Here is a 15181-nt window from a genome sequence, read left to right on the forward strand (position 1 = left end):
CGATGCCTGAGCCGGGATTGCTTCCACTGCTCCGCTATACCGCCGTCGTTCTTTTGGGTTGCGCCGCCTTTGCGGCCTCGACATCGGCGCCCGTCTCCGCGCTGACCGCCCGCCCGGATCAGCTGGCGCTGCAGGATCAGCCGTCGACGGACGCGCCGGCGGAAAGCGCCGGCGATACGATCAAGCCCGGCCTACCGATGCCCGACGGCCTGATCGACAAGAACGCCGTGCGCCCGCAGGCCGCCGACGACAAGGACGACGTTTCCCCGCCGGTCGAAATGATTCTGGACGCCAAGCTGCTGCCTCAGCAAGTGCAGCGCATGCGGGTGGCGCTGGTGGAAGCCGCCGCCAGCGGCGACATCGAACGATTGCGGCCGCTTCTGACGCTTGGAGAAGAAGGCACGCAGGTCGCCGTCGGCGACAGCCCGGAGGATCCGATCGTGGCGCTCAAGAGCGTATCAGGCGATCCTGACGGACGAGAAATCCTGGCGATCATTCTCGACATACTCTCGACGGGCGCGGCGCTGGTCGACAAGGGCACGCCGGATGCGCAGTATGTCTGGCCCTATTTCGCCGAAAAATCGCTCGACAAACTGTCGCCGCCGGAACAGGTCGAATTGTACCGGATCGTGACCGCGTCGGATGTGGCCGACATGAAGGAATTCGGCGGCTATAATTTCTACCGCATCGGCATCACGCCCGAAGGCAAATGGAAGTTCTTCGTGGCGGGCGACTGAGCGCGTCTCAGGATCTTGCCTCCGACCACGCTTGCGACTACCTCAGCGTGATCAGAAGGGACTCATCCGCCATGCCAGCCGTTTCATTGCCCGATCGCGCCTTCATCTCGGTCACCGGCGACGACGCCGAAGATTTCCTGCAGAGCATCGTCACCACGGATATCAAGGCTTTGCCCGAGGGCGAATGCCGGCCGGGAGCGCTGTTGACCCCGCAGGGCAAGATCCTGTTCGATTTCCTGATCAGCCGCACAGAGCACGGCTTGCTGCTCGAAACATCCGCCGAACAAGCTGATCCTTTCGCCAAGCGGCTGATCCTCTACAGGCTGCGCGCCAAGGCGCAATTCACGCGCCTGCCGGAAAGCCATGCGCTGATCTCGTGGGATCCGGCGGGCGACGGCGCGAAAGATCATCGCTTCGCCAAAGCCGGGCTCATATTGACGCGCCGTCCCGACGACGCGCCTGCCGCGGATGCGACGGACGGCTATCACGCCCTTCGGCTGTCGCTCGGCGTCACCGGCGGCGCAGAAGACAGAGGGGTCGGCGACTATTTCCCGCATGACCTGATGCTGGACAAGAACGACGGCCTGTCCTTCAAGAAGGGATGCTATGTCGGCCAGGAGGTGGTGTCGCGCATGCAGCATCGGTCGACGGCGCGACGGCGCGTGGTGATCGTGACGGGGCGGTCGTCGCTCGGCGAAACCGGCGCGTCTTTGACGATCGGCGAGCGCGATGTCGGAACGCTGATCGCCGTCTCCGGCGCGCAGGGGCTCGCGGTGGCTCGGATCGACAAAGTCGGCGCAGCCCTGGCGGCGCAGCAGCAGCCGACAGTGGGCGGACAGGCAGTCGCCGTGTCCCTGCCTGACTGGAGCGGACTGGACTGGCCCGCCGAGGCCGAAGACGCCCAATCATGATCGAGGCGCCTTCTCCTTCGCAACGCGCCTGGCAGCGGATGCTGTCGGGCCGCAGGCTCGACCTGCTCGACCCCTCGCCGCTCGACGTCGAAATCGTCGACATCGCCCATGGCCTGGCGCGCGTCGCCCGCTGGAACGGCCAGACGCATGGCGACCACGCCTTTTCCGTAGCGCAGCACAGCCTCATGGTGGAGGTCATCTACCGGCATGCGCATCCCGACGCCAAGCCAGCCGAACTGCTGATGGTTCTGCTGCACGATGCGCCGGAATATGTGATCGGCGACATGATTTCCCCTTCAAAGCCGTGGTGGGGGCGGCTACAAGTCGGTGGAAAAGCGGCTGGAAGCGGCGATTCACATTCGTTTCGGCCTGCCTCCGCATCCCTCCGCCACGTTGAAAGCCGAGATCAAGAAAGCGGACAAAGTATCGGCCTATTTCGAGGCCACGCAACTCGCTGGCTTCACGGCGGCGGAGGCGCGAAAATTCTTCGGCCAGCCCCGCGGCCTCACCGCCGACATGCTGCCGATCGACCCCCTGCCCGCCTTCGAGGCGCAAGCCGCCTTCATCGCGCGCTTCGCCGAAATCGATTCGTCGAGGAACGGATAATGCCCACCATCATCGTCTCTCCGCTCAAGACGATCGCCGAGATGGCCGCGCGGCATCAGGCGACGGAAATGATCAGCCTGATCGCGGAAAAACAGGATTTTCACCGCCCGGGCATCGTGCAGGCGTCTCGCCATTTGAAGCTTGCGATGAACGACATCGCCTTCGCCGGCAAGGATGGACTGATCGCGCCGCAAGAAAGCCATGTCGAGGCGATCATCGACTTCGCGCGGGGATGGGAACAGTCTGCGCCGTTGCTCGTTCATTGCTGGATGGGCGTGTCGCGCTCGCCCGCGGCCGCCCTGATCGCGGCGTTGGCCGTTTCGCCCAGCCTGGACGACGACGCGCTGGCGCAACAACTCAGAAAGGCCTCGCCACAAGCGACGCCGAATTCGCGATTGATCGAGATCGGCGACGCCGCATTGTCACGAGATGGTCGCCTCGTCGCAGCCGTCAGAAACATCGGCCGCGGAGCGGAATACAAAGGCGATGCGCCATTCGTTTTTTCTTGGAACGACGATTGATACTGCACTCCTTTTTGTTTAGATGAGCGCGCATACGTTGCAACGAGTAGTATTAATGCACCCTTATACAAGCCTTCCTGCATCTTCGTTCTGGCGTCCCTCTGTTGCCGATCTCAATGCGTTCGAGATAAAGGGCCTGTGGTCGCCAAAATTCAACATCAAGCCCCAGCACAAAGTTGCGACCTATGGTTCGTGCTTTGCCCAACACATTGGAAATGCGCTGCAAAGTCGAGGGTTTAATTGGCACATTGCTGAAAAACCCATCAGCAATATATCTCGTGAGCTTTCCAAGAAATATAATTATAACATTTTCAGCTCGAGAACGGGCAATATTTATACGACTTCCATTCTCAATCAGTGGGTTTCTTGGGCGAGTGGAGACGCTTCGCCGCCGGAGGAATACTGGAGTTCCGAGGGTCGAATTTACGATCCTTTTCGACCTACTGTCGAACCCGGTGGTTTTGAGTCCGTGGAAGAGATGCGCCTTTCGCGGGAAGAGACCATAAAGCGCTTCCGCGACTCGATCGTTCAATCTCAATTTTTCGTATTCACTTTGGGGTTGACCGAAAGCTGGGTGAACGCGGAGGGCGGCTATGAGTATCCGCTTTGCCCCGGCACGGTGAAGGGAGAGTTCGACGCCGACCGGCATGTATTTCGCAATCAGGATTACATGACAGTCCGCAACAATCTTGTTCAGGCGATTACCGCAATGCGGTCCCTCAACCCAAAATTGCGTTTTATCTTGACGGTTTCGCCCGTCCCATTGACTGCGACAGCCTCTGGGGAACATGTCGTCACGGCGACTATGTATTCAAAGTCTGTCCTGAGGGCCGTTGCGGGTCATATTTCAAATGTCCGACCCAACGTCGACTATTTTCCCTCTTATGAAATCATCAACAGCCCCGTCTTCAAGGGCGCTTTCTTCGAACCGAATATGCGAAGCGTCAGCGCCTTCGGCGTGGGTTTCGTGATGGACTCGTTTTTCCAGTCACTCTTCGAAAAATTCGGTGAAGTGGTCACGACCGCTGAACAGGACACGCGCGAAACAATTTCTGCCGATGTCGTTTGCGAGGAGCAACTGTTGAGCGCCTTCGGGGACAAGAAATGAAAATCGCTATCATCGGCAACAGCCATATCGCCGCGCTGAAAATGGCTTGGACCGAAGTGTCCACGGAATATGGCAAGCACAACATCACGTTCTTCGGCCATCGCGGCAATCGGATCGCCAATCTCGTTTTGCAAGACGGGATGCTTGTCGCCGAAGAGCGGAGCTTGCGACGCGGGCTCAAATTCACCTCCGGCGGAATCGGCCGCATCGATTTGAAAGCGTTTGACGCGTTCGTCGTGCATGGTATCGGCGTAGAGCCGTTTTATCTTCCTCCGGATCAATTCTTCAGCAACGGTTTCCGGACGCAAGCGGCCCATGACGTCATGGATAAAGCGCCGGCCATGAAACTCATTCAATCCATCCGCTCCGTGAGTGACCGTCCGGTTTTCGTCGGCCATGTTCCGCTCGCTGTCGCATCCGAGATTTCGGGAGACCAAAGCCCGGACGCCTTCTTCAACGGCATGAAATTCGCGGAAGACACGGTTTTCTCGAAGCTGAAGGCGCGACTGGTTTTGCAGCCGCCGGAGACGATCGTCAACGGACGAAACACCGATCCGATCTACAAGCAGGGATCGACCAGCCTCGCCGTCGGCGACGCCTGGGACAACACGCCTCATCGCACCATCGACCGGTTCCACATGAACGGCGAATATGGAAAGCGGTGGCTGGGAGCCTTCTTCGCTATGCTGTGAGCATGGCGTTATCTGCCAAGAAGGGAACCCGAAGGCTTCAAGAGCCGCGAACGAATTTATGGAGACGGTTGCCGGATCGTCCGGCTTCCGGCCACAAGCCCTACGGACCGCCCAGCAAGTTTCGGTCAGGCGACGATAAGGTCGTTTCCGTAACTCTCGGTGACGCGCGGACCACTCGCGAGCAATTGCTGCACGATCCTTCCGTGATCCAGCAGCATCAGGCGGATTTCGCGTTCGATCATCCGCACGGCGAGTTCGGGACCGATCACGGCGTTGTCGTTCATCTCCTCGAAGCGTAGTTGCGAGACGCTGACTAGACGCAAGTGTTCGTCCGGCAGTCGCTCGATCCGTTTCAGGAGCGCGAGACGCAGGAAGTCGTGGATGAACTTGTCGCCGTAGGCGGTGTCGCCTTTCAGCATGCCGTAGCAATAATAATCCCAAGCGCTGATCTGTCGTTCACCGGCATGGATCGTCATGCGAGAGAAACGCTTGCGGCCCATTTTGATCACCTTGCCGGCAATGGTCTTGACCGAATGCTGGGCGAAATCGTCCACAAGGCCTTGTAGACGCAGGCGGCGAATTCCACATCCTTCAATAGGAAGGTCGACAAGTGATCACTCCTTTCGCCACGCCCGTCATGATTCGCTCGTTCGAGCTTGATGAATTTATGACAACTGGCGGTGTTCGTTGACAATCCTCGATCAATCCTGCGCCAAGCCTGTGCACTGGCCTCAAATCTCATTTTGTTTCGGCCGCGGCGGGATAGCGGTCCTTCAAGCCAACGGCCGCCAGAACCCTCATGCGTCTCGTCAGCTGTACAGGCGAAGAATGTTCTGTGGTTGCTCGTTGGCGATCGACAGAGCGGACTGCCCCAGTTGCTGCCGCGTCTGCAGCGCGCTCAGCCGCGCCGAGACTGCATTCATATCCGCGTCGACCAGTTTGCCGACGCCGCGGTCCATCGCCTGGCCGAGATCGGCGTTGAATTCCGTCTGCAGATCGATTCGCTGTTGAAGCGCGCCCAGCGTCGCGGCGCGGCCGATCATCTTTTTGGTCATCGCGTCGACGACCGAAATCATATCGTCAATGTCGGCGTCGTCCGTCGCATTGATATCTCGATTTCGGCATGGCCCGCGCTGTTGACGCCGTTGAACAACACCCAATCCGTCGCGAGGCCCAGGCTGTCGGCGAATGCCGAATTGGTGACGATTCCACTCTCGCCCGTGACGTCGTCGACGATGTAGAACACCTGTTCCGTATCGGGCGCAGACGTCATGTCGTAGTCGATGGTGTTGACCGAAAGACCCATATTCAGGCTGCGGGTCAGCGATGCGATCACCTCTTGCGGCTCGTCTTGCCCCGCTTGGGTCATGTGCAGCCAGTTTTCGCCGGCGAAGGAGGATGCTTCCGCGATGCTGCGTACCTGGGCGCGCAGTTCGGACAGTTCCGCATTCACCTTGTCGCGATCTACGCCCGGTTCTCGCGCTGCGACGAGCTTCTGTTTGATGACGTCCATCACCTCTATGGCCTGCGCAAACCCCACGGACGCCGTATCGATCACCGCCGAACCGAAACCCAGTCCCTCCTGCACCGCCGTCAGGGCCCGGTTGTCCGACTTGATCGTGGTGGCGATCGACCAGTATGCGGCATTGTCGGACGACGTCGAGATTCTCAAGCCGCCGCTGGTTTGCGACTGCGCTCGCGCCAGGTCGACATCATTGGTTCTCAGCGCCCGCTGCGCGCCGATGGCGGCAGTATTCGTATGTAAGCTATACATGTTTTACTCAAATAATGGCGACGAAATACATTATGCTCGTAGTAAATTTTTATCGTGAATACCGTCTTAACGGTGGATTGCGATTAATCATATCCATTGGCCGTTTGCGCCGTTAAATGCGTGAATTGTGGGAATTTTGCCCCGACGCTTCCATTTTGCCCGTTCATGACTATGGTCCGCCCATCCCAAATAAGGACGAGAACACGCCATGCCCGCAGACATGAACCGCCTAGCCGCCACGATCGCTTCCGAGATCAACGCAAGGCCGCAACAGGTGCAGGCAGCCGTGGGTCTGATCGACGAAGGGTCGACCATTCCCTTCATCGCCCGCTATCGCAAGGAAGTGACGGGCGGGCTGGACGACACCCAGCTCCGCACGCTTTCCGAACGGCTGGTCTATCTGAGGGAAATGGAGGCGCGACGCGACACGATCCTCGACTCCATTCAAACCCAGGGCAAGATGACGGACGAACTCCGGCTCAAGATCCTGCAGGCGGACACCAAGGCGGTGCTCGAGGACATCTATCTTCCCTACAAGCCCAAGCGCCGCACCCGCGCCCAGATCGCCCGGGAGCGCGGCCTCGGTGCATTGGCGGAAGCGATCCTCGCCGATCGCGCGGCGACGCCCGCCAAGCTTGCCGAAGCCTTCGTCAAGGACGAGGTGACGGATGTGAAAATGGCGCTCGAAGGCGCGCGCGACATCATCGCCGAAGACCTGTCGGAAAACGCCGAACTCATCGGCCGGCTCAGGGGCCATATGCAGGCCCGCGCCGTGCTGGTGTCCAAAGTCGCCGACGCCAAGAAGGATAATGCGGAAAAATTCTCCGACTATTTCGACCACAAGGAACCCTGGGCCAAGGCGCCCAGCCATCGCGTGCTCGCCATGCTGCGCGGCTGGAACGAGGAAGTCTTGTCCGTGACGCTCGAGGTCGACGCCGACGATCTCTCGCCGATCAAGCCGGCTGAAGCGATCGTGGCGGCGGCGCTCGACACGCGCGGCAGCGGGCCAGGCGACCAATGGCTTCGCGACGCCGCGGGCTGGACCTGGCGCGTGAAGCTGTTCTCCTCGCTGTCGCTCGAACTCATCCGGGACATGCGCGAGCGCGCCGAGGAAGAGGCCATCCACGTCTTCGCCCGCAATCTCAAGGATTTGCTGCTGGCTGCGCCCGCAGGCATGCGCCGCGCCATCGGGCTCGATCCGGGCATCCGCACCGGCGTGAAGGTGGCGGTGGTCGACGAGACGGGCAAGCTGCTCGACACATCCACCGTCTACCCGTTCCAGCCACGCAACGACTTGATGGGCGCGCAGACCGAGATCGCCAGCCTAATCCGCAAGCACAAGGTCGACCTCATCGCCATCGGCAACGGAACGGCAAGTCGCGAGACCGAAAAGCTGGTGGCCGACCTGCTGGGAAAATTGCCGGCGCCCAAGCCGACCAAGGTGATCGTTTCGGAAGCCGGCGCGTCGGTCTATTCGGCGTCGGAACTGGCGGCAAAAGAATTTCCGCAGCTCGACGTGTCGCTGCGCGGCGCGGTCTCCATCGCGCGGCGCCTGCAGGATCCGCTCGCGGAGCTGGTCAAGATCGAGCCGAAATCGATCGGCGTCGGCCAGTACCAGCATGACGTCGACCAGGGCAAGCTCGGTCGATCGCTGGACGGCGTCGTCGAAGACGCGGTGAACGCCGTGGGCGTCGATCTCAACACCGCATCGGCCCCTCTGCTCTCGCGTGTATCCGGCCTGAACCAGACGCTTGCGACACTGATCGTCGCCCATCGCGACGAGAACGGCGCGTTCAAAAGCCGTAAGGAGTTGATGAAAGTGCCGCGGCTCGGCGCCCGCACGTTCGAGCAATGCGCGGGCTTTCTCCGCATCGCCAACGGCAAGGAGCCGCTCGACGCCTCCTCCGTGCACCCGGAAGCCTATGACGTCGCCCGCAGGATCGTCGCTGCCTGCGGCCGCGATCTGCGCAGCATCATGGGCGACAGCGCAACGCTGAAAAAGCTCGATCCGCGCCAGTTCATCGACGACAAATTCGGCCTTCCTACCGTCAAGGACATCATCGCCGAACTGGAAAAGCCGGGTCGCGACCCGCGCCCGGAATTCAAGACCGCGACATTCGCCGACGGTATCGAGGAAATCAGCGACCTCCGGCCGGGCATGATGCTGGAAGGCACGGTCACCAATGTCGCCGCCTTCGGCGCCTTCGTCGATATCGGCGTGCATCAGGACGGGCTGGTGCATGTGTCCGAACTCGCCGACCGTTTCATCAAGGATCCGCATGAGGTCGTAAAAGCCGGCGACATCGTCAAGGTGCGGGTGGTGGAGGTCGACGCCAAACGCAAACGCATCGCACTGTCGATGAAGAAGGAGGCGAGCGGCCCGCGCGAACCGCGCGAAGACCGCAATCGCGGCGGTTCGGCCGGCGCCAATTACCGGCAGGCTGCGCCGAAGCAGCCGCAGCCGAGCCAGGGCGCCTTCGGCGCTGCGTTGATGGAAGCGATGAAGAAAAATGATGCCGGAGCGGGCGGCGGCCGCGCCGCCCACCCCGGAAAGTTGCCGGCCGCGCGCACCTACACGGGGCCGTAAATGTTCCGAATTATTGGCGAATCGTCGTCCTCGCTGCGGAACGATCAGCCGACGTCGTGCGTTTCCTCGCCGTCCATTAGCGGACACTTAAGAGGAGATTTTTCCATGGCGGACACGATGACCCTGCACACATATAGGGACGGAGACGGCATTGTCGCCGCTCAGCCCGCAATCAACAAGGTTTCCTGGGGCGCGGTTTTCGCAGGCGTGGCGATTGCCCTGACCGTGCAGTTGCTGATCAATCTCCTGGGAGCCGGCGTCGGGGCGGCGATCATCGACCCCACGACGACGGACAATCCCGGCGCCGGCGCATTCTCGACCGGCGCGGCCGTCTGGTTTGTCGCCAGCGGCCTGATCGCCTCCTTCCTCGGCGGTTATGTCGCAAGCCGCATGTCAGGACGCTCGCTCCGCTCGATCGGAGGCCTGCATGCCCTGACGAGCTGGGCCGTGACGACGCTGGTGATCGTCTATCTGCTGACGACCTCGGTCGGCGCCTTGATCGGCGGGGCGTTCACCGGGCTGAGCTCGATCGTCTCGGGCGCCGGCTCCACCGTGTCGGCGGCGGCAGGGGCCGCGGCTCCGGCAGCGCTCAACACGGTCGCCAATCCGATGGCCGCGATCGAGCAGCGCATCCGCGAGGCGAGCGGCGGCAACGATCCCGCAGCGCTACGCGACATGGCGGTGACCTCCATGCAGGCGCTGTTGACGGGTGATCAGGCCAAGGCCGAGGAAGCCCGCGAACAGGCGGCGAATGCCTTGGCCCGCGCCCAGAACATCCCGGTCGAACAGGCCCGCCAGCAGGTGCAGACCTATGAAACCCAGTACCGGGACGCCATGGCGGCCGCCAAGCAACAGGCCGCGGACGCAGCCCAGACGGCGACCAAGGCGATTTCGGCCGGAGCGGTGCTCTCGGTGATCGCGCTCGCCCTCGGCGCCCTCGCCAGCTGGTTTGGCGGGTTCATCGGCGCCGGCGCCAATCGTCGGCTGGAAAACGACATGGTCGTGGTTCGCTGAGAGCCTGTCCTGATGAGGGAGGCCGCGCTCGTCGCGGCCTTTCTCTTTATATGGAAGATATGCAGATCAGCGCCGCCAGACGCCTTTGCCGGAAAGCCTGACGCGGTCATGCGGTCGGGTAAAGTCAATCAGCGGGCCCTTCGGCACTATACGCGTCGGATTGACGTGGGCGATGGAATAATAGCCAGCCTTGATGTCGGTAATCGACACGGTCTCGGCAATGCCGTCCCATTGATAGAGTTCGCGGGCATAGGCGGCGAGGTTGGGATAGTCCTCGATCCGGCGCAGATTGCACTTGAACGCGCCGACATAGGCGACATCAAAACGGATCAGCGTCACGAACAGCCGAATGTCGGCCTCGGTCATAAACTCTCCGGCCACGTAACGATGTTCGCCGAGATGCGCTTCCAGCTTGTCCAGCGTCTCGAACAGCGCCGTGACGGCGGCGTCGTAGGCGCTCTGCGTCTTGGCGAATCCCGCTTTGTAGACGCCGTTGTTGACGGTGTTGTAGATGAGCGCGTTCCAGCGGTCGATCTCGGCCCTGAGCGGTTCCGGATAGAAATCCAGGCGATTGCCGGTCAGCCCGTCGAATGCGGTGTTCAGCATGCGGATGATGTCGGCGGATTCGTTGTTGACGATCCGGCCTTCCTTGCGGTCCCAGAGCGCCGGCACCGAGACCTTGCCGGAATAATGGGGATCGGAAAGTGTATACAGCTGGTGCTGATAGGAGATGGCGGGGCTGCCCTCGCCCGTATCCTGCGGTTCGGGATATTCCCAGCCATTGTCAGTCATCGCGCCTGCGGCGATCGAGACCGGCATCAGTTGCCCGAGACCTTTGAGATTGCGCATCATGAAGGTGCGCGACGCCCAGGGGCAAAGCCGGGAGATGAACAGCTGAAACCGGCCCGGCTCGGCTTTTACGCCACGCTGCCCTTCCGGCCCCGGTCCGCCATCGGCGGTCAACCAGTCCCGAAATTTGGTCGGTTCGCGATGGAAGACGCCGTTTTTCATCTCGTTGGCGGCGACGTCGTCATTGACCCATTTTCCGTCGATCAGCTGCGGCATGATCCAATCCTCGCATCGGCGCACGGCGCCGTTGATGATACCAGCCTGCAATGGACGCAAATGCACCGGCGGACAAGCCGGCGGACGGTTGACGCTTCGTTGCGAAAAGCGAGGCTTATGGGGTATCGGGAGGGTAGAGCTGGGCGGCGTGGAGGAGGTTGGCGATAACGACAGTGGCGCCATCGATTCTGTACACAACGATATAGGACGTTCCAGTGACACCAAGTTCCCGGGTGTCGCGCGTTTTGCCATTCGGTCCCAATTCAGGAAAATGCCGAAGCTGACGTACTCCTTAATATTCTGGCCCTCAGCCTAAGCGCCGCGGCGCGATCAATGCGGTAAACATACGCGGTGAGTTGGGGAAGTTCCGAAGAAGCGATATCGGACCACCGAATACTCACTTCAATCCGGCTCCACGATCGAGGCGGTCAATCAGTTCTTCAACCATAGCCTCGACTTCTTCCTGAGTATGGAAAATCGCATCGGGACGGCGAATGTAATCCAGCCCCTCGTGCACTTTGCGCCGGAACCAGGCGTCATATTCCGCCTGCTCCTCGGCGGTCAGCGTCTCCTGCGGCCCCCACACGGCTTCATCCCAGGCCTCGTCATCCTCGGCAGGCGCGCGCGAGAGGCGATTGCGGTTCTTCGTTGAAACCATCGGACCGGGCATGGCTTGATCTCCCATTCGGCCACTATAAGCCATCATGCAGCGGAGGCAAAATACGCGCCCAGATTGTCCCTGGCGCTATTTGGTGAAGTCGAGACCCATTTCGCGGAAGCGCTCGGGGTCGTCGCCCCAGTTTTCGCGCACCTTGACGAACAGGAAGAGATGCACGGGCTGTTCGAGGATTTCGGAGATCTCCTTGCGCGCCGCCGTCGAGATGGCCTTGATGGCCTCGCCGCCCTTGCCGAGCGCGATCTTCTTCTGGCTGTCGCGCTCGACATAGATGACCTGCTCGATGCGCACCGAGCCATCCTTGCGCTCTTCCCACTTCTCCGTCTCGACATGCGAGGCGTAGGGCAGTTCCTGATGCAGGCGCAGGAAGAGCTTTTCGCGGGTGATTTCCGCCGCCAGCTGCCGCATCGGCAGGTCGGAGATCTGGTCTTCGGGATAGTACCAGGGGCCCCTCCGGCAGCGCCGCGGAGAGATAGTTCATCAGGTCGTCGCAGCCGGCGCCTTTGAGCGCCGAGATCATGAAGGTGGCTTCGAAATCGACCATTTCATTGGCGGCCTGGGTCAGCTCGAGAAGGGCTTCATGGCGGACCTGGTCGATCTTGTTGAGCAGCAGGATTTTCGGCTGTTTGACGTCCTTCAACGCTTCCAGGATCTTCTCAGCGTCGCCCTTGATGCCGCGTTCGGCGTCGATCAGGAGCACGATGATATCGGCGTCCTTGGCGCCGCCCCAGGCGGTGGTCACCATGGCGCGGTCCAGCCGACGACGCGGCTTGAAGATGCCGGGCGTGTCCATGAAGACGATCTGGGCATTGTCATGGATGGCGATGCCGCGGATGATGGCGCGGGTGGTCTGGACCTTGTGCGACACGATCGACACTTTGGCGCCCACCAGGCGGTTGACGAGCGTCGATTTGCCGGCATTGGTGGCGCCGATCAGGGCGACGAAGCCGGAGCGGGTCGGGGCGGCGGTCTCCGCAGCGCGTTCAGAGTCTTCCATTATTTTTCCAATCCGTTGAGAGCGGGCTCCGGAGCCCAGACGCCTTCACGCTCCAGCATTTTGCGCGCGGCGACCTGTTCGGCGGCGCGCTTGGAGCGATCCACGCCTTTTTCGGGAGCGAGATCGCCGATTTCGACGAGCACCGTGAATTCGGGGGCATGATCGGGGCCGCTGCGGTCCTCGATCCGATAGGTGGGGGCGAAACCGAATTTCTGATGCGCCCATTCCTGCAACTCGGTCTTGGGATCGCGGCGCATGGGTTCGGCGCGCGTCGCCCGGTCGCTCCATTGCCGCAGGACGAAGCCGCGCGCGGCCTCCAGTCCCCCATCGAGATAGATGGCGGCGATCAGGCTCTCCACCACGTCGGCGCGGACGTTCTTCATCCGCTCCCCTGTGATCTTCTTGAGGTCGGCGCCAGTGCGGATATAGCGGTGTAACTCCATGAGATCGGCGATTTCGGCGCAGGCTTCGGCGGAGACGAGTTTGTTCAGCCTGACCGACAATTCGCCCTCGGCGGCAGTCTTGTAGGTGGTGAACAGCAATTCGGCGATGCACAGGCCGAGCACGCGATCGCCGAGAAACTCCAGCCGCTCGTAATTGCCGCCCTTGGCGACGCGGGCGCTGGAGTGGGTCATCGCCCGCTCCAGCCGGTTCTTGTCGTTGAAGCTATAGCCGATGAGGGCTTCCAGCCTGTCGCGTTCGTCAGGCGAGATGACCGACTTCCGGCTCATTTGATCGCCTTGAAGAAACGTTCGTAGCGGAGATTGGCCGGCCATTTCCAGACATGCAGGAACGGGGTGCGGTTGGCGATGGAGAAGATGATGAAGCTCGCGCGACCGACCAGATTTTCTTCCGGCACGTAGCCGACGCCGAAACGGCTGTCGGCGGAGTTGTCGCGGTTGTCGCCCATCATGAAATAGTGCTTGGCGGGAACGGTGAAGACCTGGGTGTGTCGCCCTCGCCGGTCGGCGTCAGGTCGAGCGTATCGAAGCTCACGCCGTTGTCGAATGTTTCACGGAACACCGGCACGCCCTGATAATCGCGGCTATACTGCACGCCCACGCCTTCGGTGTCTTCCTCGTCGGTGGTGAAGGTGCCGTCTTCCTTGCGCTCCACCGGCTTGTCGTTGATGAAGAGCACATCGCCCTTGACCTGGATACGGTCGCCGGGCAGGCCGACAACGCGCTTGATATAGTCGATCGACGGATCGCTCGGCAGGCGGAAGACGACGACGTCGCCGCGCGCCGGCTCGCCGCCGAACAATCGTCCCTCGAACCAATCCGGGTTATAGAGCGGCAAGGAGTAGCGCGAATAACCATAGGAAAATTTATTCACCAGCAGGTAGTCGCCGATCAGCAGGGTCGGCATCATCGAGCCGGAGGGGATGGTGAAAGGCTGGAGCAGAACCGTACGGATGACGCCGGCCAGCAGAAACGCCTGGAACAGGACGACAATGGTTTCCCAGAAGGCGTTTTTCTCTTCCGGCTTGCGATGTTCGGTCACGCTCATTCATTCCTCTTGACATCCGCCCGCCCAAACCTGGCGTCGGTTTTTGCTCTGTCTAGCTCTTTCCCCCGGCGGCGGCAAGCTTTGCACCCCATGGCGGCGCGTTCAGGCTGCTTCCGGCACGGCTTCGATGATCACGAAGGCTTGAGCCAGGGGAAAATCGTCGGTGATGGTGATGTGGATGACCGGTGTGTGTCCATTCGGCACAAGCGTCGCAAGTCGTTCGGCCGCTCCGCCGGTCAGCTTCATGGTCGGCTTGCCGCCGGGAAGGTTGACGACGCCCATGTCTTTCCAGAGAACACCCTGGGCGAGGCCGGTGCCGAGCGCTTTCGAGCAGGCCTCCTTGGCGGCGAAACGCTTGGCGTAGGACGCGGCGCGATTCTTGCGGCCATCCGATTTCGCCCGCTCGATATCGGTGAAACACCGTTTGACGAACCGCTCTCCAAATCGTTCGAGCGTCTTCTCCACCCGCCTGATGTCGATCAGGTCGCTGCCGATGCCGATGATCATTGTCCGTCCTTCTTGCCGTTCGCGCGGTGTTTCCTCGCGACAGGACATAGGCGCGGAACGGGGCGCATGCAACGCGCCGGCAATTTCGAACGGCGAAATTCCTCACGCGACAGCCGATCGGACAAAAAATAAGGCCGGCGCGGGCGCCAGCCTGATGTCGTCGGGAGACTTGCTCCCAGCCTCGAACTTCACTCAGAGGAAGTTGACGGCGCGGTTGCGGAACATGCCGCGGTCCACCTGGCGCTGGCGGTATTCGAGATCGATGCGGTCCGCCGCAGCATTCAGGTAAGCCATTTCGCGATCTTCCACCGAGGGACCACGCAGACGATTGGCAATCTTAGACATATAGCCGAACATTGGAAACTCCTTTGCTTCCCGTTGTTCCTCCCTATCGAAGACTAAGATAGTTCATCTGCTGCAGCGCACAAGTTTCCTTTCATTGACGCTGCCATGCAACAAAAGCATGCCTGGTTAAAA

General features: G+C 61.1%; 14 protein-coding genes and 5 pseudogenes. 8 read left to right on the top strand and 11 right to left on the bottom strand.

Annotation, left to right across the window (positions count from 1 at the left end):
- Positions 1 to 2 precede the first annotated feature (2 nt).
- The 6 genes and pseudogenes from H2O14_RS04920 to H2O14_RS04945 all read left to right on the top strand — a co-directional run bounded on the left by H2O14_RS04920 (position 3) and on the right by H2O14_RS04945 (position 4575).
- Positions 3 to 737, top strand: a complete 735-nt coding sequence (locus H2O14_RS04920) for a hypothetical protein (RefSeq protein ID WP_182826750.1) — start codon at positions 3 to 5, stop codon at positions 735 to 737.
- 71 nt (positions 738 to 808) lie between these two features.
- Positions 809 to 1648 (top strand): YgfZ/GcvT domain-containing protein, encoded by an 840-nt coding sequence (locus tag H2O14_RS04925; RefSeq protein WP_182826751.1) that lies wholly within the window; start codon positions 809 to 811, stop codon positions 1646 to 1648.
- Positions 1645 to 2254: pseudogene (locus H2O14_RS04930) on the top strand (hydrolase). Before H2O14_RS04925 ends, H2O14_RS04930 begins: the two are co-directional and overlap by 4 nt.
- Positions 2254 to 2775, top strand: coding sequence for a tyrosine phosphatase family protein (locus H2O14_RS04935; RefSeq protein WP_182826752.1), 522 nt, complete (start codon positions 2254 to 2256; stop codon positions 2773 to 2775). Before H2O14_RS04930 ends, H2O14_RS04935 begins: the two are co-directional and overlap by 1 nt.
- A gap of 55 nt (positions 2776 to 2830) precedes the next feature.
- The gene (locus H2O14_RS04940; RefSeq protein WP_182826753.1) at positions 2831 to 3883 is read left to right on the top strand and encodes a GSCFA domain-containing protein; all 1053 of its coding nucleotides are present in this window, start codon (positions 2831 to 2833) and stop codon (positions 3881 to 3883) included.
- Positions 3880 to 4575, top strand: a complete 696-nt coding sequence (locus tag H2O14_RS04945; RefSeq protein ID WP_182826754.1) for a hypothetical protein — start codon at positions 3880 to 3882, stop codon at positions 4573 to 4575. Before H2O14_RS04940 ends, H2O14_RS04945 begins: the two co-directional genes overlap by 4 nt.
- Positions 4576 to 4700: 125 nt before the next feature.
- Here H2O14_RS04945 and H2O14_RS04950 read toward each other — a convergent pair whose 3' ends face one another.
- The 3 genes from H2O14_RS04950 to H2O14_RS04960 all read right to left on the bottom strand — a co-directional run bounded on the left by H2O14_RS04950 (position 4701) and on the right by H2O14_RS04960 (position 6349).
- Positions 4701 to 5129: a hypothetical protein gene (locus H2O14_RS04950; RefSeq protein WP_182826755.1), complete on the bottom strand. Its 429-nt coding sequence runs from the start codon at positions 5127 to 5129 to the stop codon at positions 4701 to 4703.
- Positions 5130 to 5384: 255 nt separating this feature from the next.
- A complete protein-coding gene (locus H2O14_RS04955; protein WP_182826756.1) occupies positions 5385 to 5651 on the bottom strand; it encodes a flagellin in 267 nt (88 codons plus the stop codon).
- Positions 5648 to 6349, bottom strand: a complete 702-nt coding sequence (locus H2O14_RS04960; RefSeq protein ID WP_182826757.1) for a flagellin — start codon at positions 6347 to 6349, stop codon at positions 5648 to 5650. The genes H2O14_RS04955 and H2O14_RS04960 overlap by 4 nt, the downstream gene beginning before the upstream one ends.
- 208 nt (positions 6350 to 6557) lie before the next feature.
- Here H2O14_RS04960 and H2O14_RS04965 point away from each other — a divergent pair.
- Both H2O14_RS04965 and H2O14_RS04970 read left to right on the top strand, forming a co-directional pair.
- A pseudogene (locus H2O14_RS04965) lies at positions 6558 to 8717 on the top strand (Tex family protein); the annotation flags it as partial.
- 324 nt (positions 8718 to 9041) lie between these two features.
- On the top strand, positions 9042 to 9950 hold the full coding sequence (locus H2O14_RS04970; protein ID WP_182826759.1) for a PhnA-like protein: 909 nt from the start codon (positions 9042 to 9044) through the stop codon (positions 9948 to 9950).
- Positions 9951 to 10016: 66 nt separating this feature from the next.
- Here the strand turns inward: H2O14_RS04970 and H2O14_RS04975 are convergent, their stop codons facing one another.
- The 8 genes and pseudogenes from H2O14_RS04975 to H2O14_RS05010 form a co-directional block, all read right to left on the bottom strand.
- Entirely contained in the window at positions 10017 to 11015 is a 999-nt protein-coding gene (locus tag H2O14_RS04975; RefSeq protein ID WP_182826760.1) for a glutathione S-transferase family protein, read from the bottom strand.
- A gap of 115 nt (positions 11016 to 11130) precedes the next feature.
- Positions 11131 to 11292: pseudogene (locus H2O14_RS29255) on the bottom strand (type II toxin-antitoxin system RelE/ParE family toxin); the annotation flags it as partial.
- A 120-nt stretch (positions 11293 to 11412) separates the two neighbouring features.
- The gene (locus H2O14_RS04985; protein WP_182826762.1) at positions 11413 to 11685 is read right to left on the bottom strand and encodes a hypothetical protein; all 273 of its coding nucleotides are present in this window, start codon (positions 11683 to 11685) and stop codon (positions 11413 to 11415) included.
- Between the two features lie 75 nt (positions 11686 to 11760).
- Positions 11761 to 12688 (bottom strand): annotated as a pseudogene (era, locus tag H2O14_RS04990) (GTPase Era).
- On the bottom strand, positions 12688 to 13419 hold the full coding sequence (gene rnc / locus H2O14_RS04995; RefSeq protein WP_182826763.1) for a ribonuclease III: 732 nt from the start codon (positions 13417 to 13419) through the stop codon (positions 12688 to 12690). The pseudogene era and the gene rnc overlap by 1 nt, the downstream one beginning before the upstream one ends.
- A pseudogene (lepB, locus tag H2O14_RS05000) lies at positions 13416 to 14197 on the bottom strand (signal peptidase I). Before lepB ends, rnc begins: the two are co-directional and overlap by 4 nt.
- Before the next feature lie 102 nt (positions 14198 to 14299).
- A complete protein-coding gene (gene acpS, locus H2O14_RS05005) occupies positions 14300 to 14704 on the bottom strand; it encodes a holo-ACP synthase (RefSeq protein WP_182826764.1) in 405 nt (134 codons plus the stop codon).
- 192 nt (positions 14705 to 14896) lie between these two features.
- The gene (locus tag H2O14_RS05010; protein WP_182826765.1) at positions 14897 to 15061 is read right to left on the bottom strand and encodes a DUF3563 family protein; all 165 of its coding nucleotides are present in this window, start codon (positions 15059 to 15061) and stop codon (positions 14897 to 14899) included.
- Between the last annotated feature and the right edge of the window lie 120 nt (positions 15062 to 15181).

Source organism: Rhizobium sp. G21 (genome assembly GCF_014158035.1).
In the GTDB taxonomy this organism is placed as follows: Bacteria; Pseudomonadota; Alphaproteobacteria; order Rhizobiales; family Rhizobiaceae; genus Rhizobium_E.